General features: G+C 70.0%; 16 protein-coding genes. 5 read left to right on the forward strand and 11 right to left on the reverse strand.

Going from position 1 to position 24,833, the window contains the following annotated elements; translation table 11 throughout:
- Positions 1-27: 27 nt before the first annotated feature.
- Together WMF14_RS48820 and speB are read left to right on the forward strand one after the other, a co-directional pair.
- Positions 28-1,119, forward strand: a complete 1,092-nt coding sequence (locus WMF14_RS48820) for a polyamine ABC transporter substrate-binding protein (protein ID WP_272096875.1) — start codon at positions 28-30, stop codon at positions 1,117-1,119.
- A 166-nt stretch (positions 1,120-1,285) separates the two neighbouring features.
- A complete protein-coding gene (gene speB / locus WMF14_RS48825) occupies positions 1,286-2,287 on the forward strand; it encodes an agmatinase (RefSeq protein ID WP_437797836.1) in 1,002 nt (333 codons plus the stop codon).
- Positions 2,288-2,431: 144 nt separating this feature from the next.
- Here the strand turns inward: speB and WMF14_RS48830 are convergent, their stop codons facing one another.
- The 7 genes from WMF14_RS48830 to WMF14_RS48860 all read right to left on the reverse strand — a co-directional run bounded on the left by WMF14_RS48830 (position 2,432) and on the right by WMF14_RS48860 (position 12,392).
- Complete coding sequence (locus tag WMF14_RS48830; RefSeq protein WP_437797838.1) at positions 2,432-3,292, reverse strand: carbon-nitrogen hydrolase family protein; 861 nt, start codon at positions 3,290-3,292, stop codon at positions 2,432-2,434.
- 84 nt (positions 3,293-3,376) lie between these two features.
- Positions 3,377-3,514 (reverse strand): hypothetical protein, encoded by a 138-nt coding sequence (locus WMF14_RS48835; RefSeq protein ID WP_437797840.1) that lies wholly within the window; start codon positions 3,512-3,514, stop codon positions 3,377-3,379.
- A 149-nt stretch (positions 3,515-3,663) separates the two neighbouring features.
- On the reverse strand, positions 3,664-5,175 hold the full coding sequence (locus WMF14_RS48840) for a flavin monoamine oxidase family protein (protein ID WP_437326716.1): 1,512 nt from the start codon (positions 5,173-5,175) through the stop codon (positions 3,664-3,666).
- 879 nt (positions 5,176-6,054) lie between these two features.
- Positions 6,055-8,877, reverse strand: a complete 2,823-nt coding sequence (locus WMF14_RS48845) for a TonB-dependent receptor domain-containing protein (protein WP_437797842.1) — start codon at positions 8,875-8,877, stop codon at positions 6,055-6,057.
- Between the two features lie 686 nt (positions 8,878-9,563).
- A complete protein-coding gene (locus tag WMF14_RS48850) occupies positions 9,564-10,394 on the reverse strand; it encodes an ABC transporter permease (protein ID WP_272096882.1) in 831 nt (276 codons plus the stop codon).
- Entirely contained in the window at positions 10,391-11,284 is an 894-nt protein-coding gene (locus tag WMF14_RS48855) for an ABC transporter permease (RefSeq protein ID WP_437797844.1), read from the reverse strand. The genes WMF14_RS48850 and WMF14_RS48855 overlap by 4 nt, the downstream gene beginning before the upstream one ends.
- Positions 11,277-12,392 (reverse strand): ABC transporter ATP-binding protein, encoded by a 1,116-nt coding sequence (locus WMF14_RS48860; RefSeq protein ID WP_437797846.1) that lies wholly within the window; start codon positions 12,390-12,392, stop codon positions 11,277-11,279. Before WMF14_RS48860 ends, WMF14_RS48855 begins: the two co-directional genes overlap by 8 nt.
- 431 nt (positions 12,393-12,823) lie before the next feature.
- On the opposite strand from WMF14_RS48860, the gene WMF14_RS48865 reads away from it, so the two are divergent.
- Positions 12,824-16,654, forward strand: a complete 3,831-nt coding sequence (locus WMF14_RS48865) for a serine/threonine-protein kinase (protein WP_437797848.1) — start codon at positions 12,824-12,826, stop codon at positions 16,652-16,654.
- A 159-nt stretch (positions 16,655-16,813) separates the two neighbouring features.
- Here the strand turns inward: WMF14_RS48865 and WMF14_RS48870 are convergent, their stop codons facing one another.
- The 3 genes from WMF14_RS48870 to WMF14_RS48880 all read right to left on the reverse strand — a co-directional run bounded on the left by WMF14_RS48870 (position 16,814) and on the right by WMF14_RS48880 (position 19,380).
- Entirely contained in the window at positions 16,814-17,122 is a 309-nt protein-coding gene (locus WMF14_RS48870) for a hypothetical protein (RefSeq protein ID WP_012241771.1), read from the reverse strand.
- 147 nt (positions 17,123-17,269) lie between these two features.
- A complete protein-coding gene (gcvPB, locus tag WMF14_RS48875; RefSeq protein WP_012241772.1) occupies positions 17,270-18,763 on the reverse strand; it encodes an aminomethyl-transferring glycine dehydrogenase subunit GcvPB in 1,494 nt (497 codons plus the stop codon).
- Positions 18,764-18,777: 14 nt separating this feature from the next.
- A complete protein-coding gene (locus tag WMF14_RS48880) occupies positions 18,778-19,380 on the reverse strand; it encodes a hypothetical protein (RefSeq protein ID WP_272096888.1) in 603 nt (200 codons plus the stop codon).
- Between the two features lie 276 nt (positions 19,381-19,656).
- Here WMF14_RS48880 and WMF14_RS48885 point away from each other — a divergent pair, with 276 nt between their 5' ends.
- Positions 19,657-21,393, forward strand: coding sequence for an FG-GAP repeat domain-containing protein (locus WMF14_RS48885; RefSeq protein WP_437797851.1), 1,737 nt, complete (start codon positions 19,657-19,659; stop codon positions 21,391-21,393).
- Positions 21,394-21,510: 117 nt separating this feature from the next.
- Here WMF14_RS48885 and hemL read toward each other — a convergent pair whose 3' ends face one another.
- Positions 21,511-22,824 (reverse strand): glutamate-1-semialdehyde 2,1-aminomutase, encoded by a 1,314-nt coding sequence (gene hemL / locus WMF14_RS48890; protein ID WP_437797852.1) that lies wholly within the window; start codon positions 22,822-22,824, stop codon positions 21,511-21,513.
- A 475-nt stretch (positions 22,825-23,299) separates the two neighbouring features.
- Between hemL and WMF14_RS48895 the strand changes: the two genes are divergently transcribed.
- Entirely contained in the window at positions 23,300-24,784 is a 1,485-nt protein-coding gene (locus tag WMF14_RS48895; RefSeq protein ID WP_437797854.1) for a serine/threonine-protein kinase, read from the forward strand.
- The last annotated feature ends 49 nt before the right edge of the window (positions 24,785-24,833 follow it).

The following is a 24,833-nucleotide window of genomic DNA, read 5'->3' on the forward strand; positions in this document are numbered from 1 at the left end:
CTTATGCAAACTCAACGTCGACCCCTGATGGTACTAGCCATTCTGTGGGGCATTCTATCGGTTGTCGCCTGCAATAACAACAAGGCCCCTGCTGAGAAGCGCGAGGATTCGGGCGCCAAGGAACCTGCAGCTCAGCCCTCCGAGCTCAGCGTCCTCATCTTCCCGAACTACCTGGACGACAAGAGCATCAAGGACTTCGAGACGCAGAACAACGCACGTCTGCGGCTCACGATCTACGACTCCACCGAGGAGATGGAGAGCAAGCTCGCCTATGCGGGCGCCGACGCGCAGTACGACGTCGTCGTGATGGCGGCCCACGCCAGCGGGCGGCTCGCGCGCCGCGGGCTCATCCGCCCCCTGGATCACGCCCTGCTCCCCAACCTCAAGAACCTCGAGTCGCGGTTCTCGGGCCCGAATTTCGACGAGAACAACAAGTATTCTATCCCCTACCAGTGGGGCACTGTCGCGATCATCTACAACAAGAAGAAGATCCCGAACATGGATCCGACGTGGGGCGTGCTCTTCGACGCCCAGAAGACGCCGGGGACGTTCGTGCTGATCGACGAGATGCGCGACATGGTCGGCGCGGCGCTGAAGTACAAGGGTTTTTCCAGCAACACGTCGAAGCCCGAAGAGATCCGGGAGGCTGGGCGCATCCTCAAGGAGGCCAAGAGCAATCCGAAGTGCCTCGGCTTCAAGGGCGGCATCGGCGCGACGCAGGACGTGAAGGGCGGCTCCGTCGACATGGCGGTCGTCTGGAACGGGGACGCGCAGAAGGTGGTCTGGGAGGACAAGGATCGCCTCGCCCTCGTCATTCCGAAGGAAGGCTCCGTGATCTGGGTCGACGTGATGACCGTGCCCACCAAGTCGCCCCACCCCGAGCTGGCCCACAAGTTCATCAATTACATGCTGACCCCCGAGGGCGGCGCGCAGCTCTCGATGATGACGAAGTACGCGACCCCGAACAGCGCCTCGCAGGCCCAGCTGCCGGTCGAAGATCGGACGAACCAGCTCATCTACCCGACGGGCGACCTGGCGACCCGCCTGGAGGCCCATCGCGATCTCGGTGAGGCGGCCAAGCTCTACGACGAGGTCTGGGCGGCCGTGAAATCGAACTGACCGCGAGGCGATGGCGCCAACGAGGTGTTCAGCCTCAGATCACGCCGATGCCCATCCTGCGCGACGCGCCGGTGTCGAGCGCACGCCCGAGCTGGAGTGCGTCGATCTGAACGTAAGGACCCCCATGGAAGATCATCGCTCCAAGACCACTTCTCACGCGAGAGGTATGATCGTCGACAACGCGTTCACGGCCGATAGCCTCTATGGCGTCCGGCGCGAGCCGACCTACAGCGGCGCGCTCTCCTTCCTGCGTCGCAAGTACACGCGCGATCTGACCGGCGTCGATGTGGCGGTCACCGGCATCCCGCTCGACACGGCGACCAGCAACCGTCCAGGGACGCGCTTCGGTCCGCGCGCGGTGAGGGAGGCCTCGGCGCAGCTCGCGTGGAACCGCCCTTACGGCTACGAGTTCGACCCGCTCGACCGGCTCGCCGTTGTCGACTATGGCGACTGCGTCTGGGATTACGGGCGTCCGGAGGAGAGCCCTGTCGCCATCGAGGAGCACATCGGCCGCATCCTCGACGCCGGGGTGACGCCCCTCTCGATCGGGGGGGATCATTTCGTGAGCTACCCGATCCTGCGCGCCGTGTCCAAGCGCCGCGGCAAGCTCTCGCTGATCCATTTCGACGCTCACTCCGACACGTGGAGCGACGAGGTCGGATCGGGGCGGGTCGATCACGGCACCATGTTCTTCCACGCGGCGCGGGAGGGCCTCGTGGAGCCCAGCCGCTCGGCGCAGATCGGGCTCCGCACCTACAACGCCGATACGCTCGGCTTCCAGGTGCTCGACGCGCCCTGGGTTCATCGCCATGGCGCGAGGGCGGTGATCGAGCACGTACGTAACATCGTCGGGGACCACGAGGTTTACCTGACGTTCGACATCGATTTCCTCGATCCGAGCTTCGCGCCCGGCACCGGCACGCCGGTCTGCGGGGGGATGTCGACCGCTGTCGCGCTGGAGATCCTGCGTGGGCTCCAGGGCATCGCGCTCGTCGGCATGGACGTCGTGGAGGTCGCGCCCGCGTACGACGTGGGTGAGATCACGGCGCTCGCGGGTGCGACCATCGCCCACGAGGGGCTCGGGCTCATCGCCTGCCGGCCTGGCGCTCAGAAGGCAAGGGAGCCGTCCGAGAAAGCAAGGGAGCCGGCCGAGGGAGAGCGGCGTTAGAGCGGCGGTCACCCGCTTCGGATACGGGCCCATCTCGTCGTTTTCGGTGCTCGGCGCACAGGAGTGCGCTTCCGCGCCGAAAACGACGATCTGGGCCCGTCTCCTGTGCGGGTGACCGTCGCTCTGCGTCGTGTGTACCAGCGGTCAGCGGCGTGTCTGGCGGCGCGGAGCCCGCGCTCGGTACGGCGCGAACACCGCATCTGGCGAGTCTTCGGTGAACTGGCGGAGCACGCGGTTCAGCCCGCGTGTGCCGTGCGCGCGGACCGTCTGGACGCGGTCGAGATCGAGCACCTCCCCTAGGTACTCCTCCCCGGAGCCGCCCAGGAAGAGGACGCGGCCTTCGGGATCGACGGCGATGGAGCGCCCGCCGCCGATCTCCACCGCGGCGTTCACGTTCACCACGTAACACTGGTTCTCGATCGCGCGGGCGCGGGCGAGCACGAGCTCCTCCTCGCGATCCGGCGTCGTGGTGAGCGTCGGGTGCAGGATCACCTCGGCGCCGCGCAGCGCCAGGCCGCGCGCGACCTCGGGATACCAGCCGTCGTAACAGATCATGAGCCCCAGCCGGCCGACGCGCGGGATGTCGAACACGGGCGCGGGCTCATCGCCCGGCGCACAGGTCTCGAAGGGCATCCAGGGATAGAGCTTGCGGTACCGCGCGACGAGCTTGCCGCTCGGCGAGAAGACGAGCGCGGTATTGTGCAGCTTGTCGCCCGCGCGCTCGTAGATCGACCCGGCGCAGAGCCACCTCCCGGCCCGGCGCGCGATCGCGCCGAGCCGCCTCGTGAGCGGCCCCGGGATCGGCTGGGCGAGCTCGTGCGACGGGGAAGTGTGGCGGAAGGGGTGATCCCCCGTGAGCCACAGCTCGGGAAACAGGTAGAGCTGCGCCTCGGGGAAGGAGACCCCCAGCGTCTGTACCTCGCGCTCGAGCTTCTCGAGCGTCGCAGCAGGGTCGCCGGGCACGGGCCGGGACTGGACTCCGATGATGTGGAGGAGGCGAGCCATACCAGCGATGTTATACCCCCCTCTGCGGCGCATAGGCATTAACCAAGCTTCGCGCCGCGTTCTCCTACATCCGAACGTTTACGTTTACGTGGTCGTGGTCGTGGTCGTGGTCGTGGTCGTCAACGGTAGGTCGTGAACGACCACGACCACGACCACGTTCACGTCCACGACCACGTTCACGTCCACGACCACGTTCACGACCACGTTCACGTCCGCGTTCACGTTGGTGACCGATGGCGGGGGGCGGGGGGCGGGGCGCGGGCTTCGTGCCCTGAGCGTGACCGAACGAGCTTGGTTAACGCCGATGCCCTCTGCGACGCGCGTCCGGCGGGGCTCCGCCGGCGTCGCGCCCGGGCGCGTGGCGAGCTCGCTCAGGTGGTCGGCTCGATCGACCCGCGCGCCGCCGCGATCACCTCGGCGGTGGCGAAGTGCGCCGACTCGAGGGCCCCTTGCGCCCAGCCCGTGTAGAGGCACGTGTGATCGCCGGCGAAGACGACGCGCCCTTCCCCGCGCTGGAGATCCGCGATCAGATCGGTCTGATCAGGCCGGAACGCGGGCCAGCCGCCTCGCGTGTACGGCTGGTGGTGCCACGAGAACGACAGCCCCTTCTGGAAGTACTCCCGGGCTTTCGGGAAGAACGACTCCATCGTCTTGAGCCCGAACTCGATGCGATCGGCCGCGGTGGGCAGCTCGTCGAGCGCCGCGGCGTTGCGGTCCTGCACGTACGCCGTGAGGATGCCGGAGGTGCCCGGCTGGAGCGAGGTCAGGTCCCACAGACGCTCGATGGGCGTGGTCGTGCATGCCGCGAGCAGCCCGATGATGCCCTCATCCGCCCAGAACCGGTGCGAGAACTGGAAGTTGAGGCGGGTGACGGTGAACATCGGGATCTCCGACGCGGCGCGGTGCTTGGGGCCGGAGAGCGGCGGGTCGAACGCGACCTCGAGCAGGATGCGGTGGGGGAGCGCGCACACCACGAAGTCGCCCTCGATCGTCTCGGGGTCCCCGTTCCTGAGGAACTCGACGGTCACGCCGTCCTCGCGGGAGATCACCCGCTGCACATGGGCCCCCTTGAGGATGCGATCGCCGAGATCGTCGGCGAACGCGGTGGTCAGGCGGTCGTTCCCGCCGGCGATCGCGTAGGTGTGGAACCACTTGGCGTCGAGCCGCTGGTTCGCCGACCAGGCGAGGCCGCTGAACATCTCGATCTCCGTGCCCTCGTACGCGCGGCAGATCTCCCTCGCGGCGTGCGAGGCCCCGGTCCGGTCCAGGCTGCGGTAGAACGTCTCGCCCGAGAAGTCCTTGCGGACGGTCGCCGGTGGCCACTGCGTGTCCCGCGGGTCTCCGATCACCGAGAACGCCTTCGCCGCGAGCTGCAGGTTGAGGGACTCAGCGTCGATGTCCCGCTCTTCCGGAGTGAGCGGAAAGTCAGCAGGATAGTGCGCCTTGCCCCGGGACGTGCTCAGGAAGCGATGGCCCATGACGTAATACAGCTGCGTCGCGTCGAGCGGATACTCGAGGATCTCCAGCCCGAAGTGGCGCGCATAGGCGAGCGTGAGGACGTGGGTGTCGGCGATCCGGGTGACGCCGAGCTCGGCGTGCTGGTCGCCGAAGTGGTTCCGGAGCGTGTAGAAGCGGCCGCCCACACGGTCATTCCGCTCGAGGATGATCGGGTCGAACCCGGCCTTCCGCAGCGACCATGCGGTGCACAGCCCCGAGATCCCGCCGCCGAGCACGATGACGCGGCGCCCGCCGCCGACGCTCGGCCATTCAGGTAGAGTATCCCACAACCGGGGCAGCATCTCCCCTGCCGCCGCGAGACGACGCCGGTCGTAGACGGATGCGAACGATTGCTCGGGGACATCGATCGGGCGGTCGGACAGCATGGACCTCTTGCTCGGGCTGGCTGACGATGGTCAGGTTGGCAAAAACGCCGTCAAGATGGCGCGCCGCGGGTGGCATACCCGACGCGCGCTCCTCTCGTGACCTAGGGGTCGGCGCGAAAATCGGCGCCCATCGCTCTCCTGGTCGCTCCTGGTCGAGGCGCGATCCGCCGAGCGGCGCGCCCGTTGTTCCGCCGTCGCTCCGGACCGCGCGCGCCATGTGCCGCGTGATCCGAGGTCGAGGAGCAGATAGTCACGAGTGACCATGATGGACAAGCGATGTTTTGCTTTCAAGCAAAATCATGACCGCGCCGATTGCCACAAGAGGTGCGGGCGTCCGATGATGTGGTCACTTCGTCTCGGTTACGGGTCTCGGTTACGGGTCTCGGTTCCGTTGGTTACGTCGGTTACGTTGGTTACGTGGCCGCGCACCGCCGGATCGCCGCTTTGTCGACGACGGCCATGAGGCGAGCGCACCGCTCCACACCATCGCGCCTCGATCGTGGACTGCGGAGGATCGTGCGTGATTTGCGCCCCGGCGCACGATTTGCGTCGAGCAAGGAAGTGTCCGAGAGCGCTGCATAACGCGCGACGCCGGCCCAGGCGCTGAGTTCACGCGAGGTGTTGAATTCGAGCGTGGCGCGAACCGCGTGCAGCGGTGGAGCTCCTGCCAGAGTGGAACGGTGCAGCGGGTGTGGCTTGCGCCACGCCTGGAATGGATGAGGTCGCCAGGACGACGACGCTCGATGGCCCGCGGGGCGCGAGGCCAGGCGCTGCGCTGGCCACCCTGCGCGGCGATCGAGCAGGGCGGCGCGGGGGCGGAGCGCCGAGAGGTGATGGGCGTGAGGTGGAGAGCGCGCGGCCAGGACGGCCGCGCGATGATCAGAAGTTCAGGTTGGCCGAGAGGAGGAAGGTGCGGCCTGCCTGCGGCATCCTGGTCGCCGTGAACTGGGGCGAGATGGGGGCCTCGTACTCCCAGTCCGCGACGTTGTAGACACCCATGTTGTAGCGGAGGCCGGCCACGTCCGCCTGACCGGAGAGGACGACGTCCCAGATCACCGCGGGGTCGGTCTCCGTCAGGGTCTTGTCGAGGCGCGACGACTCGACGGTGAGGCGCGTCGACAGCATCAGGGCCTTTCCGAACAGCGGCACGGTCCCCTTGACGGCGGCCATGTGCTCCGGCGAGTTGGGCACCTTCTTGAGCACCTCGTCGACGTCTCCTTCCCTGAGGTACCTCGCCCGTGAATAGGAGTAGGAGACAGAGGCCATCCAGCCCTGGCGCCACTCGCGGCGCAGCTCGGCCTCCGCGCCCATCACGAGGATCGGATCCTTGGTGTTGTCGTACCTCCCCGGCACCTCCAGCGTGAACTCGCCGGTCTGCGCGATCATGTCGGTCATGTAGTTCACGTACCCCGCGCCGAGCAGGGACAGCGTGGACGAGAGCCGGTGCGTGAACTCGACCTCTCCCGAGAGCACGCTCTCGGGACCGATCCGCTCTTCGTCCGACTCCTCTGGATCGTACCCTGGATTGAAGTTGCTCGAGGGCACCGTCAGGAAGAGCTCGTAGATGGGCGGAGCGCGGAACGCGCGGCCGCCGGTGACCTTCAGGTTGCCCCCTTCGTAGGGCTTGAGGACGAGCGCGATACGCGGGCTGATCCCGGAGTTGAAGCTGAGACCGTCCTTTCCATAGTTGTAGTAATCGATACGAGCGCCCGCGGAGACGCGGATGCGGTCGGACGGGACGAAGTCGACAACGCCGTAGCCGGCGAGGATCTGGTAAGGATGCGAGTCGAACAGATCCTCGTTGTCGGGGTCGAGGCCGCCGACGGGCAGGACGAGCTCGTCGATGCACGGAGTAACACCGCACCGGTTCTCCTCGATGCGCTGCCTGCCGAGCAAGTGTATCTGGCCCTCGGCGCCGACGGTGACCTTCAGCTCGCGGAGCGGTGAGACCTCGAAGCGCTGATCCGCGAGCAGCCACGTGTCCTGGTACTGCTCGACGTCATGGGTCGTCTCCGTCCCGGCGTCGACCAGCCACAGCGTGTCATCGTAGAGCTGCATGTCGACGCCCACGCGGGTCGTCATCGAGAAGCTATCGGAGAACCGCGGCGAGAACGTGAGCTCGGCGAACCCGCGCCTGTCGCGGTAAAACGTCCTGTCGTCGCCGACCATGGTGTAGTTGGCGCCGCTCGGGAGTGCCTTCTTGCGCTCGTTGTAGGACACCTGCGCCGAGAGGGACTTGTACCAGAGCCGCCCCTGGACCGTCCCGACATTGAAGTGGTCCGCGTCGCGGGAGTTGGCGTCCCCGCCCTTCCACTTGTCCTCGAGTCCGGCCGGGATCGGCAGGTAGTAGTCTCGCCCTTGACCGTGGCCGCCGGCGACAGACAGCCACATGCCGGAGTCGCGCCCGAAGGGCACCTGCACCTGGGCGCGGCCCCGGATGAAGCCGTGCTGCGCCGCGCCCACGCCGACGCCCGCGCCGAACGACGTCGGGCGGCCCTTGGTCACGATGTTGATGACGCCGACGAACGCGCCCGTACCGTAGAGCAGCGAGCCGGGGCCACGGACGACCTCGATCCGCTCGACGTCCTCCAGGTCGGTGCGCGCCGCTTGATCGGCGAAGGCGAGGCCGTCCCACGTGTCGTTGATCGAGTGCCCGTTGAGCAGGACGAGCACGCGGTTGCTGTAGTCGCCGGGGATGCTGATCCCGCGGATGCCGACCCAGGAGTAGGTGCCGTCGTACGTCGTGTAGACGCCGCGCATGCCCCTCAAGGCCTCTGCGACGGTCGGATACCCCATCGCGCGGAGCTCCTGGCCCGAGATGATCGTGACCGAGCCGGGCGCGTCCTCGACGGCCTCTGCCGTACGCGACGCGGCCTCGACCTCCTCGAGCTGCCGGAGGGAGATGTCGATTCGGGTCTGCTGTCCGGCCACCACGTTGGCTGACTGCTCGACGGGGCGGAAGCCGCGCAGCGAGACGCGCACGCGGCGCTGGCCGCTCTGCACGTTGAGGACCGCGGGCGTGAAGCCCATCGGCTTTCCGTCGACCTCGACGAGCGCGTCGCGCTCGTCCGCGTTGACGACGAGGCTGCCGGTGAGCGGGTTGAGCCGGTAACGCGCGGTCACCGTGCTCGAGGCCGCCACGTTCACGTCCTGCTCCGACGGCTGATAACCCTCCTGCGCAAGGTAGAGGCGGTGCCGGCCGGGAGGCAGCGTGAGATCGCACGGCGCGGTGCACGCCGGAGGGCCGCTCGCGTCGTTGACCCGCACGATCGTGCCCGCCGTCTCACCGACCACGCGCACCGTGCCGACGATGCGCTTCAGCTTGACCGCGACGTTCGTTTGCTCGCCGATCTTCGCCTCGACGTTCTCGACCTCCGCCGGCTCATACCCCTCGAGGTCGACGATGATCTTGTGCTTGCCGGGCTGGAAGCCGAGGAGGCGGGGCGTGTTGCCGCGGCCGCCGAGATCGCGGCGGTTGATGTACACCGTCGCTCCCGGCGGATCCGTCGTCACGTTGATGACGGCGACGTTGGGCCGGATGCGCGCGAGCGCCTCCTCGATGGCCGGCCTGCGCGCGGCGTTGGGCTCGAGATCGAGCGCCTGAACATAGTAGCGAAATGCGTCTGGATACTCCTGGAGAGCCTCGTAAGTTCGGGCGATGTTGAAGATGACGTTTCGGTTCGGGACGAGCCGGTTCGACACCAGGAAGTGCTCCAGGGCGCCTCGGTAGTCACGCGCCGAATAGCGCTCCGTGGCGATCCTGAAGTGCAGATCGGCCTCATCGGCCAGATCATCCGCCCAGGCAGGCCGACCGGAGAATGTGAGGAGTGCTACGAGTATGAGTAGGAGTGCGGAGCGACGAAAGCTCATCTTTCGATCTCGATTCCCAACGGTCGAAGTGGAGCGCAAAGCGCCGTCCGCCAGGTCCAGCCGTCACGCAAAGACCCGGCGAGCTTGGGACGAAACAGCCGCATTGCCGGGTCAGCTTACCGTAAGCCGTCAGCCGATCCAACCTGTTCGCACAGGCGGCCGAGGACCTCACGCCCGCGTCGACGCCGCTGTGTAGGCGCCCTGCGCGGAGCGCATGACAGAGTGAGCAGAGCCCGGGGCGGCGCGCGGTCCTGGCCCGGCGCCCCGCAGGAGACGCGGTCAGGCAAGCGCTCGAGCTCGGCGCCCCGGTGCCCGGCTGCGCGCGAGCCCGAGGGAGCCCGAGGGAGATGGAGCGCTGGTCAGGCCCAGCGCCAAGGTGAACAAGCGCGCTGCATCGCTGCGCTGACGCGCAGGAGTCCGCCGGGCTCGCGCGGCGCGCGTGCTCCTCAGCCGCCCGGCGCCCGGCGCGCGGATCTCCGCCGCCTCCGCGGCCTCGTCTGCGAGCCCGGGCCGGCGGCTCAATTGTGCCTCCAGCGGGTCAGCCGCTCCAGGAGCACGATGGACACCGCCACGCCGATCAGGAGGAGCGTTGAAATCGCGAACAGGTCGGTCCGCACGCCGCGCATCTGAGATTGGTAGACGTAGAGCGGGAGCGTGACCGAGCGTGGGCCGGACGTGAAGAAGCTGATCACGAAGTCGTTGAGCGACAGCGTGAACGCCAGCATGGCGCCCCCCACGATCGCCGGCCACAGGAGGGGGAGCGTGACCCTCCGGAAGTGGATCCAGGGCGACGCATAGAGGTCCATCGCGGCCTCGCTCAGCGTCGGCCCGATGGCGATGAGCCGACTGCGGACGATGAGCGTCACGAATGCGATCTCGAACGTGACATGACCGATGATCATCGTCGTCATGCTGGGCTCGAACCAATGGTCCACCACGCGGCGGAGCACGTTGAACGCCATGACCAGCACCGCCGCGAACGTGATGTCGGGAGCGACCGCCGGGATGTCGACGATCGACTCGAGCACGCGACTCACGGAGGTCGGCCACGGAAAGTGCATCCCCAGGGCGAGCAGCGTCCCGAGGACCGTCGCGATGAGCGTGGAGGCGCCGCCGAGCATCAGGGTGTTCACGGCGACCTCGCGGATCTCCAGGGCACGCCGGTTGGTCTCGGGATCGGCGAAGAGATCGAGGTACCAGCGAACCGAGAAGCCGGTCCAGAGCAGGCCCCGCTCCGCGGCGTTGAACGAGTAGACGGCGACCGCGAAGAGCGGCAGGTAGAGGAGCGCGAAGCCGAAGAAGGCGGCGATCGTCGTCAGCGCGCGCCAGAGGCCCCGGCCGAGCTTCACAGGATCTCCACGGAGCGCCCATTCCGGCGGTAGAGGGACACTCCGCCCAGCGTCAGAACGATGAGCACCAGGCTGAGCGCCGCGCCGTAAGGGATGTTTCGCCCCGGGCCGAACTGGTGCTGGATGAGGTTCCCAATCAGCCAGTGCTTCGCGCCGCCGAGCATGTCGCTCACCACGAAGACGCTCATCGCTGGGACGTACGTGAGGAGGATTGCAACGCTGAGGCCGGGGAGGGTCTGCGGCAGGATCGCCGCGAGGAAGATGCGCAGCCGCGACGCATAGAGATCCTGCGCGGCCTCGACGAGCGACCAGTCGAGACGATCGATGCTCGTGTAGAGGGGGACCACCGCGAACGGGAGGGAGGCCGCGACGAGGCCGATCGTGACCGCCGTCCAGCTGGGATAGACGTCGCGGCCCGGGTCGATCCACCCGAGCCAGGCGGCGAGCTTGGCAGGCAGGAGCTGCGCCGACAGGAGGAGCTTCCAGCTGAACGTGCGGATCACGAGGTTCGTGCAGAGCGGGACGATGATGAGCGCGAGCCAGAAGAACCGCCGGCTCCGCGAGCCGCGAGCGATGAAGAAGGCCATCGGATACGCGAGCATCACGGAGGCGGTCGTCACGACCAGCGCGAGGACGATGCTCCTGATGAGGATGCGCGCGTTCTCGCCGGACGCGGAGCCGAAGATGCGCTCGAACGACTCGAACGACAGCTCCCAGAGCAGGGCGCCGTCCGCGTCGCGCTTGAGGAACGACACGACGAGGAGCGCCAGGCTCGGCAAGAGGAGGAAGACGGACAGCCAGGAGACGCCGCCCACGATGAGCAGCGACCCCCGCGCGAGGAGCCTGCGCCGCGTCGTCAGCTGGCCATACCAGACCGTGGGCTCAGTCACTGAGCACCTCGAGCCGCTCGGCGGGCAGGGCGAGCCAGACCGAGGAGCCGGGCTTGAGCCGCGAGCGGGGGCTGAGCTGCACGCGCAGCGGCCCGGGCTCGATGATGAGCTCCACGTGATCGCCGCGGTAGAAGCTCTCCTTCACCACGCCGCGCACGCCGTTCTCCGCCGGCTCGTTCTCGCAGAGCTCGATCCACTCGGGGTGGATCGCGAGCGTGCCGTACTCCCACTGAGGCTTGGTCTGCACCCGCAGCGCGCCCACCGTCGTGAAGACGAGCGTGGCGCCGACGCGCTGCGCAGAGATGAGGTTGGCCGCGCCGAAGAACTCGGCGGCGAAGCGGCTCTGCGGCCGCTCGTACACCTCGGCCGTCGCCCCTTGCTGCTCGATGCGGCCCTTGTTCATCAGCACGATGCGGTCCGAGACGGTCATAGCCTCGTCCTGATCGTGCGTGACGAGCACGAACGTCTTCCCGAGCGCGCGCTGGAGCCGGCGCAGGTCGAGCTGGACCTCGGCGCGCAGCTTCGCGTCGAGCGCCGACATCGGCTCGTCGAGCAGCAGCACCTCAGGCTCGTTGACGACGGCGCGCGCGAGCGCGACTCGCTGCTTCTGACCGCCCGAGATCTGGTGCGGATACCGCTCCGCGAGGTCATCGAGCTTCAGCATCGAGAGGCTCGAACGCACGCGCTCGCGCACCTCGGGATCAGGGAAGCTGCGCGACCTCAGGCCGAAGGCCACGTTCTCGAACACGGTCAGATGCGGGAACAGCGCGTAGTTCTGGAACACGGTGTTCACCGGCCTGCGGTTCGCCGGCAGGTGGTCAACCGCCCTGCCCGCGAGGCGGATTTGCCCCCGATCCGCGCGATCGAGCCCCGCGATGATGCGGAGCAGCGTCGTCTTGCCGCAGCCGGAAGGCCCGAGGAGCGTGACGAACTCGCCGGCCTCCGCCGTGAACGACACGTCGTTCAGTATCTGTGTCTTACCGAAGCTCTTGCTGACGTTCTCTACAACGAGGCTACATCCCGGGTTGCGCTCGGCGGCGCTCTCGGTCAGGGGCGCCATGCTGCGCTGCCCCGGCGACGAGAAGAAGTCTCTCAACCTCTGGATCACCCCAGCAAACCCTTTGCGCGTGGCGCTTTCCGAACCGCTTCCGAAGCCTCGGAGCGTACTACGCAGACCATGATGCCCTCCCGTTGTCAACTGGGTGCGCGCCGGGCTGACCGGCTGAGCGGCGCGCGCCCGGCCGGGCTCTTTCGCTCGCAGGCGGCGTACGCTACCGCCCTTCCCCTGGGCGTGCCACCTTTCTGCCGATCCTGCTCGCGGTGCGCTCCAGCGCCGCGCAGGGTTTGCGCGTCGCTGGAGCGCGCCCAATGCGTTCGGAGCGCGCTTCCCCTGCCCGTCCGGGCGCGCTTCGCCGCGCGTCGGGCGCGCGTTCCCCACGCGTTCGCCGCGCGTTCTCAACGCGCTCCCGACGCGCTGCCCACGCGTTCCCCACGCACTGCTTGCCACCGCTCGGCGCCGGTGATTTCTTGGTCCCACGCATGGGCCTGAGGAACGCGAGACCCGAGTTTGGAGGCACGCGTCGCTTCCAGGTCGTTCGCGTCGTGGGCCGCGGCGGGATGGGGGTTGTCTACGAGGCCTTCGATCGCGAGCGGAAGGGGCGGGTCGCGCTCAAGATCCTCCGGAATCTGAGCGCCGACGCGCGCCTCCGGTTCAAGAACGAGTTCCGCGCGCTCCAGGACATCCAGCACCCGAACCTGGTCAGCCTCGGCGAGCTTCACGAGGAAGAAGGGCAGCTCTTCTTCACGATGGAGCTCATCCGCGGCGTCGACTTCGTGGTCCACGTGCGGCTCCACGAGGAGGGCGACGCCGGGCCGAGGGGCGAGCCCGCCGGCGTCGGGCGCCGCTCCACCCTGCCGTCGAGCCCCATGTGGTCTGCGGTGCAGGGCCCTGCCTCGGAGCCACAGCCCCGGATCAAGCGCCCCTTTCACGAGGCCCGCCTCCGCTCGGCCCTGGCGCAGCTCGCCCAGGGGCTCGCGGCGGTGCATGCGGCTTACAAGGTTCACCGCGATATCAAGCCTTCCAACGTGCTCGTGACCGCGGAAGAGCGGGTGGTCCTCCTCGACTTCGGCTTCGTCGCCGACGCGAGCGGCACAACGCGCGAGCAGGCCGTCGTCGGAACGCTCCATTACATGGCGCCCGAGCAGGCCGAGGCCAAGGCGGCCGGGCCCGAGGCCGACATCTACAGTGTCGGGGTCATGCTTTACCTTGCGCTGACCGGCGTCTACCCGTTCCAGACGGCGCCCAAGGCGGCGCTCGACATGATGCGGCGGGCGGAGCCTCCGCCGCCGAGCCGGCTCGTCGAGGACATGCCCCCCGACATCGACGAGCTCTGCGTGGACATGCTCCGCATCGACCCGGCCGCCCGGCCGACGGCGCGCGACGTGCTGCGCCGGCTGCAGGTGCAGGAGCTCATCGAGGAGCCGCCCGTCCTCTCGCAGCGCATCGGCTTCGTCGGCCGGCGCAGCGAGCTCGCCGCGCTCGAGGGCGCGTTCGCGGAGGCGAAGCTCGGGCGCGCGGTCACGCGGTTCATCGAGGGCGAGTCGGGCGTCGGCAAGAGCGCGCTCCTGCGCCGGTTCCTGGAGCGCATCGACAAGGAGGCGCTCGTGCTCGCGGGGCGCTGCTACGAGCGGGAGGCGGTCCCCTACAAGGCGGTGGACGAGCTCATCGACGGGCTGAGCCGGCACCTCGTGCGCCGCCCCTCCGAGCAGGTCAAGGCCCTCCTGCCGCCCAACGCGGGCCTGCTTGGCACCGTGTTCCCGGTGCTCCGCACCGTCCCGGCGATCACGGAGGCGCGCGCGCGGCGCAAGGCGATCGACCCGCCCGAGATCCGCGCGCTCGTCTTCGCCGCGCTGCGGGAGCTGCTCGGCCGGCTCGCGGCCGAGCGGCCGCTCGTGCTCGCGATCGACGATCTCCAGTGGGCGGACGCCGACAGCGTCGCGCTGCTCTCGGAGGTGATGCGCCCGTGGACCGAGGCCGATTTCATCGCCGCGAGCAGGCCCGGCTCGTTCGCCGGCCTCGATGGGCCGGTGTCGTCGGGCGCGCTTGTGGACCCCTCGCGCCCGCGCGCGGTGATGCTCGTGGCCACGGTGCGGACCGCCTCGGAGACCGCGCCGCCCGTCTCGCGGCAGCTCGGGGTGCCGATCGACTCGCTCGGGCACATCATCGTCCACCGCCTGTCGCTCGCGGAGGCGCAGGAGCTCTGCGCGCTCCTCCTCCGGGGCGCCCCGGTCGGCCGCCCGCTCAGCATCGAGGCGATCGCGCAGGAGGCCGGAGGCCACCCGCTGTTCATCGACGCGCTCCTGCGCCACCGGATGATGTCCCCGGACACCGACGGCGGCCCGGTGCGCCTCGACGACGTCCTCTGGGCGCGGATCAGCCGGCTCGACCCGCGGGCGCGCCAGCTGCTCGAGCTCGTCGTGTGCGCCGGCGCGCCGGTGCTGACGTCGGTGGCCGCGCACGCCATGGCGGCGGACTTCGGGGAGCTCACGCGGGTGCTCTCGGCCCTGCGCGCGGCGAACCTCGTGCGGACCGGCGGCTCGGGTCAGGACGAGTTCCTCGAGCCGTTCCACAACCGCATCCGGGAGACGGTGGCGAGCCGGCTCGACGAGCAAGCGGCGCGCAGCTGGCACGGCCGACTCGCGCTGGCGCTGGAGGCCTCGGGGCGCGCGGAGCTCGAGGCGCTGGCCGAGCACTGGCGCGCCGCCGGGGACCCCGAGCGCGCCGCCGGCTACGCCGTGCGCGCCGGCGAGCATGCCGAGGCCGCGTTCGCGTTCGACCACGCCGCGCGCCTCTACCGCATGGCGATCGACCTCCACCTGCCCGGCGGGGCGGAGCGGCGGGTCGTGCTCGCCAAGCTCGGCGACGCCCTGAGCAGCGCGGGCCGCGGCGCCAAGGCGGCGGAGGCCTACATGGCCGCGAGCGACGGCGCACCGGAGTCCGAGGCGATCGATCTCGGCCGCCGGGCCGCGGAGAACCTGCTCCGCGCCGGCTACGTCGACGCCGGCATGGCGGGCCTGCGCTCGGTGCTCGGCGCGGTCGGCATGCAGGTGCCGAAGACGCCGGAGCTCGCTGTCGCGTCGCTGATGCTGCGGCGCGCGCAGGTGCGCCTGCGCGGGCTCAACTTCGTCGAGCGCCCCGCCGACGAGGTCTCGCCCGAGGACCTCATGCGCATCGACGTGTGCTGGTCGGCGGCGATGGGGCTCGCCATCGTCGACCCCACGCGCGGCGCCGACTTCCAGGCGCGCAACCTCCTCCTGTCGCTCAAGGCGGGCGAGCCGTACCGCGTGACGCGCGCGCTCGCCTTCGAGGCGACCTACCTCGCGATCGACGGCGGCCCGTCCGCGTCCCGCGTCGCCGATCTGCTCTCGACCGCGAGCGCGATCGCGGCGCGCATCGGCAGGCCTCACGCGCTCGGCCTCGTCGGGTTCGTCGGCGGCGTCACGGCGACGCTGTTCGGCCGCTGGCAGCAGGGCGTGGCCGATCTCGATCGGGCGGACACCATCTTTCGCGAGCGCTGCACCGGCGTCACGTGGGAGCGGAGCTGGGCGCACACCTTCTCGGTCTGGGCGCTCTGGTACGGCGGCGAGACGCGCGAGTTCATGCGCCGGGTCCCGATGTACCTGCAGGCGGCCGACGAGCGCGGCGACCGCTACCTCGCCACGAGCCTCCGCTCCTCGCAGAGCAACGCCTACTGGCTCGTCGGCGACGACCCCGACTCCGCGCTGCGCCAGGCGCAGGACGCCATCCGGAGCTGGTCCAAGGCGGGCTTCCAGCTGCAGAGCTACTTCGATCTCGTCGCCCGCGCGCACATCGGCCTTTACCGGGGCGAGGGCGAGGCCACCTACCGCCTCTTCGCGGAGCAGCGGGCGGGCCTCGAGAGCTCGCTCGTCCTGCGCATCCAGGCCGTGCGCATCATCATCACCCACCTCCGGGCCTGCGCCGCGCTGGCCGCCGCCGCCGCGTCCACGCCGGCCGACGCGGAGCCGCTGTACGAGGAGGCGACGCGCGCCGCCCGCAAGATCGACGCGGAGCACATGCCCTGGGCCGACCCGCTCGCGGCCGCGGTGCGCGCCGCGATCGCCGCGGCCCGCGGCGAGGCGGAGGTGGCCGTCCAGCAGCTCGCCGAAGCGGCGCGCGGCTTCGAGGCCGCCGGCATGGCCCTCTACGCAGCGGCGGCGCGGCGCCGCCACGGCGAGCTGGTGAAGGGCGACGAGGGCCGCGCCGCCGTCGAGGCGGCGAACGGCTGGATGCACGAGCAGGGCATCGTCAGCCCGGACCGCATGACCGCCATGCTCCTCCCTGGCTTCTAGCGGGCTCACCCGCTTCGGATACGGGCCCATCTCGGCGTTTTCGGTGCTCAGCGTACAAGAGTACGCTTCCGCGCCGAAAACACCGAGCTGGACCCGTCTCCTGTGCGGGTGAGCTCCGGCGACGGTAGGGGGAAGGGGAGGGGGGCCGGCGGGCGCGCCTCAGGGCTTCACGCGCAGGACGGCCGTGCCCTTCGCCTTGCCGTAGAGCTGCTTGATCTCGATCTTGTACTCGCCGGGGGACGACGCGCTGAACTCGACGGGGGAGGCGCTCTGCGGCTTGCCGGTGGGCAGATCGCGCAGCACGCGCTCGATGATGATCTTCCCGGAGGGGGAGCGGATCTTGATGTTGAACGGCGGGGTCGCCTCGTCGTAGGCGCGGAACACGAGGCGCACGGTGTCTCCAACCGAGACCGGGGTGGTCTGGCTGATCGTCTCGATGTCCCCTTCGTTCTCAACGGTATCGGCCACGCGTCGCTCGTCCCGTGAGGTGCCTCACCGCGGTCCCTCGGCGCTCATTGTAGTCGCGTCCGGCGGAGATTCGCGAATTTGGAGCGCACGGCCGGCTGGCGCCGCCCGCCGGAGGAGGCCGACCGCGGGCCGCCTCCTCCGGGAAGCTCAGGCCTTCGACCATCGCAGGCGCGGCTGGCGCGCGGCGCGGGCCTCGTCGAGGCGGCCGACCACCGTGCCGTGAGGCGCTTGCTTCACGACCTCCGGCGTCTCCTGCGCCTCCTTGAGGATGCTGAGCATCGCGGCCACGAACTCGTCGAGCGTCTCGCGGGTCTCCGTCTCCGTCGGCTCGATCATCAGGGCGCCGGGCACGACCAGCGGGAAGTAGACCGTGGGCGCGTGGAAGCCGTAGTCGAGCAGCCGCTTGGCCACGTCGAGCGTCTTGACCCCGGTTTCCTTCTCCAGCTGGCTGTCGGAGAGCACCACCTCGTGCATGCACGGCTGCGGCACCGGCGCGAGGTAGTGGTCCTTCAGCTTGGCCCACAGGTAGCGCGCGTTGAGCACGGCGAGGCTGCTCGCCGCCGTGAGGCCGTCGCCGCCCATCTCGCGGATGTACGTGTACGCCCGGATGAACATGCCGAAGTTGCCCGTGAAGGCCCGGAGCCGCCCGACGCTCTGGGGCCGATCGCGGTCCCACGCGAACGCGTCGCCGCGCCGCACGAGGACGGGCGAGGGCTGGAACGGCTCCAGGTGCTTCTTGAAGCAGACCGGCCCGGAGCCGGGGCCGCCGCCGCCGTGCGGGGTCGTGAACGTCTTGTGCAGGTTGATGTGGATGACGTCCATGCCGACGTCGCCCGGGCGCGCGTGCCCCATGATCGCGTTCGTGTTCGCGCCGTCCCCGTACACGAGCCCGCCCTTGTCGTGGATGAGCTTGATGATCGCCGGCAGGTGCGTCTCGTAGGCCCCGAGGGTGTTCGGGTTCGTGATCATCAGCCCGCAGACGTCGCCGTCCGACCCCTCGCGCTCGATCGCGGCGAGGACCTGCTCGGGGTGGGTGATGCCGTCGGCGGTCTTCTCGATCCGGACGGCCACGAGCCCGTTGAGCGCGCAGCTCGCCGGGTTCGTGCCGTGGGCGCTCTCCGGGATGAACACCTTCCTCGGCGAGCGCCCCTTCGACTCGTGGAACGCCCGCATCATCATCAGCCCGGCGAGCTCGCCCTGCGCGCCGGCCGACGGCTGCAGCGAGCAGCCGTCCATCCCGCTGACCTCGCAGAGCGCCTCCTGCAGGCGCCACATCACCTCGAGCGAGCCCTGGCTGAGCTCGTCGGGCGTCATCGGGTGCAGCTTCGCGAATCCGGGGATGCGCGCGGCCCACTCGTTGATCTTCGGGTTGTACTTCATCGTGCACGACCCGAGCGGGTACATCTGCCCGTCGATGCAGAAGTTCCACTGCGAGAGCCGGATGAAGTGCCGGAAGGCCTCCGGCTCGCTCACCTCCGGCAGGCCGGCTGGCTCCTTGCGGGCGAGCGCGCCGTAGTGGGCGGCGGGCTCGACCTCGGGCACGTCGAGCGGGGGGAGCGACGCGCCGGTCCTGCCCGGCGTGCCACGCTCGAAGATGGGGGGTTCACGGAACTGGATGCCTCGAGGCTGCGGTTGGGTCATCGGGGGCTGTTATGTCAGAGGCCGGGGGGCTCGGCAGGTGCTTCGTCGGACGGAGAGGCGGGCGGCTCGGGCGCGCCTTCCTCCTGGTTCGCGCTGTCCCAGTCGCCGCCGCCCATGTCCGTGGCGCCGGAGCCCCCGATCGACTTCAGGTCCGGGAGCATGTTGCGCTGCTTGACCGCTTCCCAGGGCTCGCCGACCTCGTCCTTGTTGCGGCCGATCTCGCCCGTCAGCCGGTCGTCGACGTTCTCGCCCTCCGGCCGCGTGTACTTGAAGTACCCCCGGCCTTCCTTGGTCGCGCTCTGCCCGATCGCGCCGATGGTGTGCTCGGTCCACGTGAACTTGATGAGGTCGCCTGTCACCGTCCCGTGCAGCACGCCCCAGCGATCCTTGACGGGACGGATCCAGCGTCCCTCGATGGCGTCGTTGTCCTGCACGAGGTGCAGGTAGCCGTAGAGCTCGCTGTAATAGACCCCCGTCCAGTCGCCGCCTTCGGGCATGTCACCGGCTTGCACCTTGGCCGTCTTGGGCGCGGGATTCGAGCTGCAGCCGAGCGCCGTCGTCCCCATCAGGAGGGCACATGCGGCGCCGGCAATCCAAAGCCGTCGCGATACGTTCATGGCGGCGGAGCCTAGCACAGCACCTACCCGCACCCATACCCCCGCCATGCGCCTCCGACGTCGCGCGGGGGCGCGAGCGGAGGCGGGGAGCGGGGAACGGGGGGTGAAAGCGTGCGCGCTACGTCACGGACGTGGACTTGCCTCCCTCCTGCAATGAGGTGTGCCACCTGCGCGCTAGAAGGAGGAGCGTAACGTACCGTTCGGCGCGTGCGCGACTGCGTCAATTTTCCGCTTCCACCTCTTTGTGGGGCCCGGAGCGCTGGTAAGCTTCCTGGCATGATGAAGTCCTTTGTCTGCAACCGAGGTTTTGTAATTCCCGGTAGAATCGCTCTCTTCACCAGCGTCCTCGCCCTCGCGGCCTGCGAAGGGCAGCTCGGCAACCTTGACGGCACCTCTCCCACCAGCGGCAGCGGCTCCTCCGGGTCCTCTGGCTCCGGTGGCTACCGCCCCCCCGTCGGTGGAGGCTCCAAGCCGCTGCCGGCCGCCGCGTCGTGCGCTCCGGGGTCGAGCGGCTCCTCCGCCGTCGCGGAGCCTCAGCTCCTCCTCCAGCTCTCCGACGACGACGAGAGCGCGTGGCTCGGGTCGCCGGTGGTCGCCGATCTCGACGGCGACGGCGAGCAGGAGATCCTTGTGACGCACAACGGCAACGTCGTCGTCTGGGGCCCCGACGGCGAGCAGAAGTGGCGGTACATCGAGTCGCGTCAGAACGGCCGCATCTGGGCGAGCCCGATCGTCGCCGACTTCCGCGGCGACGGGCAGCTCGAGGTGGTCTTCGCGGCGCGCACCACGATCTACATGCTCGACGCGAGCGGCCGGCTGGTGAGCGGCTGGCCCGTCACCTGGAACGACGAGATCCGCTCCCTCGCCGCGGGCGACATCGACGGCGACGGTCAGCTCGACGTCGTCGCCGCGAGCACCGACAGGTCCCCCGACTACTCCGACATCCTGATGGCCTTCCACGCGAGCGGGTCGCCGGTCCAGGGCTTCCCCCCGATCGAGAGCCAGACGATCGGCTGCGACGCGCGCCGCAGCGACGACGCCGAGTGCTGGATCGTGGGCGCCTACGACCAGAACCTGGCCATCGGCGATCTCGACGGCGATGGGTCGCAGGACATCGTCTCGCCGATGGATAACTCCTATGCCGGGTTCTATCACGGCACGGGAGAGGCCTTCGACGCGAATCCCATGTTCGAGGGCCGCCCGAAGACGCCGGGCGTGCGGTACATGCACGATCTCGAGCTCGCGCAGCAGGGCTTCGGCGACAGCAGCGACCTGCAGGCCTATTTCAAGAACTCGGCCCCTGCGATCGCGGACGTCGACGGCGACGGCACGCCGGAGGTCATCATGCTCGGGGCGGCCGAGGACGTCGCCATGAATGACCAGTCCCAGGGCGTCGGCCTGTGGGTGGTCCGCAACGACGCGAGCCGCATCGAGGGCTGGGAGAGCCCGTTCTACGCGCCGGACTACCTGTCCGGCGGCGAGGATTTCGACGGCAACATCGTGGCCATGACGCAGCAGGTGACCGTGGCCGATCTCGACGCGACGCACGCGGGGCCCGAGATGATCTTCGCGGGCCTGGACGGGCAGATCCACGCGGTCTACGCCGACAAGACCGAGTTCTGGGCCGTCACCTACACCGACGACACGCAGGTGCTCACGGGCGGCGTCGTGGTCGGGGATCTGTCGGGCGACGGCATCCCCGAGATCGTGTTCAACACCTACTCGACCGAGGAGAACAGGAGCCACCTCTTCGTCCTCGACGCCGGCGGCAAGCTCCTCCACAAGATCCCGCTGCCGCGGCTCGGCGCGATGCCGGTGCCGACGCTGGCCGACGTGAACGGCGACGGGACGATCGAGATCGTCGTGTCGCTCCGCGAGATCGGGTGGGACGGGGCGGACCCGGAGCCGAACACGTACGTGTACACGGTGCCGGGATCGGCGACGAACTGCCTGCTCTGGCCGACCGCCCGCGGGAACTACTACAGAAACGGCTGGGTCCGCGCGGCGGACTGACACGCTCCGACACCCGTCCGCGCGCCGGCGCGGGGAGGGCCGATCGCCGCGGCGGTCGGCCCTTCGCCGTCCTGGCCCGCCCTCGCGGGGTCCTCCCGGCAGGGGCCGGCGTGGTCCTCAGGCCGCGAGCGCCTCGCGGCAGGCGGCGATCGTCCGCTCGATGTCCTCTTCCGAGTGCGCTCCGCTCAGGAACGCCGCCTCGTACTGCGACGGAGGCCAGTAGATGCCTCGCGCGAGCATCGCCGCGTGGAAGGCGCTGAAGCGCTTCGTGTCCGACGTGGCGGCGTCGGTCCAGGAGCGGACCGGGCCCTTCGTGAAGAACAGCGTGATCATCGAGCCGACCCGCTGGACGCACGCGGCCGCGCCGGCGCCCTCGGCGGCGGCCCGGAGGCCCGCCTCGAGGGACGCGCCGAGCTTCTCGAGCCGCTCGTAGAGAGCGGGCGTGAGGCGCTCGAGCGTCGCGAGCCCCGCCGTGACCGCGAGCGGGTTGCCGCTGAGCGTGCCCGCCTGGTACACGGGGCCGAGCGGCGAGACGACGCGCATCACGTCGGCGCGGCCGCCGTAGGCCGCGAGGGGCATGCCGCCGCCCACGATCTTGCCGAGCGTCGTCAGGTCCGGCCGGAGGCCGAAGCGCTCCTGCGCGCCGCCGCGGGCGAGGCGGCAGCCGGTCATCACCTCGTCGAAGATCGAGAGCGCGCCGTGCTTGCGGCAGAGGTCGATCACGAGGGCGAGGAACCCGGGCTCCGGCGGGACGCAGCCCATGTTGCCGACCACGGGCTCGAGGATGACCGCGGCGATGTCGCCGCCGCGCGCGGCGAAGGCGGCCTCGAGGGCGGCCGGGTCGTTGTAGGGCAGGGACAGCGTGGTGCGGGCGATGCTCTCGGGGACGCCGGCGGAGTCGGGGGCGCCGAAGGTGGCGAGCCCGCTGCCCGCCTTGACGAGCAGGTGATCGGCGTGGCCGTGGTAGCAGCCCTCGAACTTGATGATGGCGTCGCGGCGCGTGAAGCCGCGCGCGACGCGGATGGCGCTCATCGTGGCCTCGGTGCCGCTCGAGACGCAGCGGAGCATGTCGATGCTCGGGTAGAGCTCGCGGATCTTCTCGGCGAAGCGGACCTCGAGCTCGGTCGGCGCGCCGAAGGAGAGGCCGCCCAGCGCGGCCTCGCGGACGGCCTCGATGACGGCGGGGTGTGCGTGGCCGAGGATGGCCGGCCCCCAGGAGCCGACGTAGTCGATGTACTCGGCCCCGTCGGCGTCGAACAGCCGCGCGCCCTTTGCGCGGGCGATGAACAGGGGGTCGCCGCCGACGGCGCGGAAGGCGCGCACGGGGCTGTTCACGCCGCCCGGCAGGACGGCGGCGGCGCGGTCGAACAGGGCTTTGGAGGCGGGGGCCCGGTCCGCGCGGGCGGGCGGAGCGCTTGTCGCGTTCGTCATCGTGCTCCGGCCATAGCAGGGGAGAGGCGGGGGAGCGACGCGGATCGCGGGCGAGGGAGAAGGGCGCGCGGGGCGTCGCGGGTGCGGTGCGCGGGGCGCCGCGGGTGCGGTGCGCGGGTCGTCGCGGGTGCGGTGCGCGGGTCGTCGCGGGTGCGGTGCGCGGGTCGTCGCGGGTGCGGTGCGCGGGTCGTCGCGGGTGCGGTGCGCGGGTCGTCGCGGGTGCGGTGCGCGGCGCGTCGCGGTGTGCGGGGCGTGGAGGACGCGGGGCGTCGTATCGCCGATGCCGGGCGCGGGGGATCCCGGCGTTGCGGACGTCGCGATCGAGGTGTCGCGGGCGCTGGCGAGCCACACGAGCCTTTCCGGCGCGGTCGCGCTTGGCTATGGTGATCGTCTGGAGAGAGGGGCCGCGACCCGCGGCCGGGCTGCTCCTGGGGACCGCGGGCGCGGCTCCCCGAGCACCAGCATCTGGCGAGCCATGCGGATCTCCGAGGACCCCGGTCCGGGGCAACGTCTCGGGCGATATGAGCTTCTGCGCCTCATCGGCGAGGGCGGGATGGCCCAGGTCTGGGCTGCGCGCATGGAGGGCTCCCGCGGCTTTCACAAGGTCGTCGCGCTGAAGACGCTCATCCCGGCGCTCGCGCGCGATCCGCAGTTCCAGCGCATGTTCCTCGACGAGGCGAACCTCGCCTCGAAGATCCACCACCGCAACGTGGTCGAGATCCTCGACCTCGGCGACACGGACGGCGTGCTCTTCCTCGTGATGGAGTGGATCGACGGGCAGACGATGCAGCAGCTGCTCCGCCCGGGCCTGCGTCCGATGCCGCTCTCCCCGGCGATCGCCTCGCGCATCGTGGCCGACGCGGCGCACGGGCTGCACGCGGCGCACGAGCTCCACGACGACCGCGGGGAGCCGCTCGGCATCGTGCACCGCGACGTCTGCCCGCAGAACATCCTCATCGATCGCGACGGCACGGTGAAGGTGGCCGATTTCGGGATCGTGAAGGCGTTCGAGCGCCTGGGCGACACGACGCAGACGGGCGAGATCAAGGGCAAGGGCGAGTACATGTCGCCGGAGCAGGCGCAGGGCCAGCCGGTCGATCGCCGCTCGGACATCTTCTCGCTCGGAGTGGTGCTCTTCGAGGCGGTGACGGGCGCGCTCCCGTTCCAGGTGCTGCACGACCTCGTGCTGCCGCAGACAGGGGTGCCGGAGCCGCCGCGGCCCACGTTGATCGCGCCGCATTGCCCGCGTGATCTGGAGGAGATCATCGTGAAGGCGCTCGCTCGCGATCCGCGGAAGCGCTTCCAGACGGCGGGCGAGATGGCGAGCGTGCTGGAGGACTTCCTCATGCGCAGGTCGGGCGTCGTGACGCCCGCGCACGTGGCGGAGCTCCTCCTGGAGCGCTGCGGGGAGAGCATGGAGGAGGAGCGGCAGCGCATCGCGGCCGCCGTCGCCCCGCAGCAGCGCGCGGGGTGGCGGCCGAAGCCGGGCGCGACGCTGTCCGCGGGGCCGTCCTCCGAGGGCCGGCGGAGCGCGTGGCCTGCGCCGCGGCGGGGGCTCGGCGGGCTGATGCGCGCCGGCGGCGACGCGCTGCGCCCGGTGGCGCTGCCCTGGCTCGTGGCCGCGGTGTCCACGGGGGTCGCGGTGGCGTCGCTCATGTTCGTCGCGCTCAGCCGGCCGAGGGATCAGCGGTCGCTCGTGGATCCGATCGCGGTGCAGATCGAGCCGAGCGCCGCGGTGGTGCGGCTGAACGGCGTGGTGCTCGGCGTGGGCAGCCAGGTCATCGCGCGGCCGATGCCGGGGGTGGCGCTCTCGGTGGACGTGCGATCGAGCGACGGCGTCTCGCAGACGGTGGAGATCACGTCGGAGTCCCCCGCGCGGATCCAGCTGAACCTGGCGCGCAAGGGCGAGGCCGGGACCGCGGCGCCGCCGGGCAGCAGGGGCGCGCCGGCGCCGAAGTAGCGAGCGGCCGGCTTGACGGAGCCGTGACCGTGGCCGACATCTCCGGGGG

The organism is Sorangium sp. So ce693, assembly GCF_051521375.1.
Lineage (GTDB): Bacteria > Myxococcota_A > Polyangia > Polyangiales > Polyangiaceae > Sorangium > Sorangium atrum.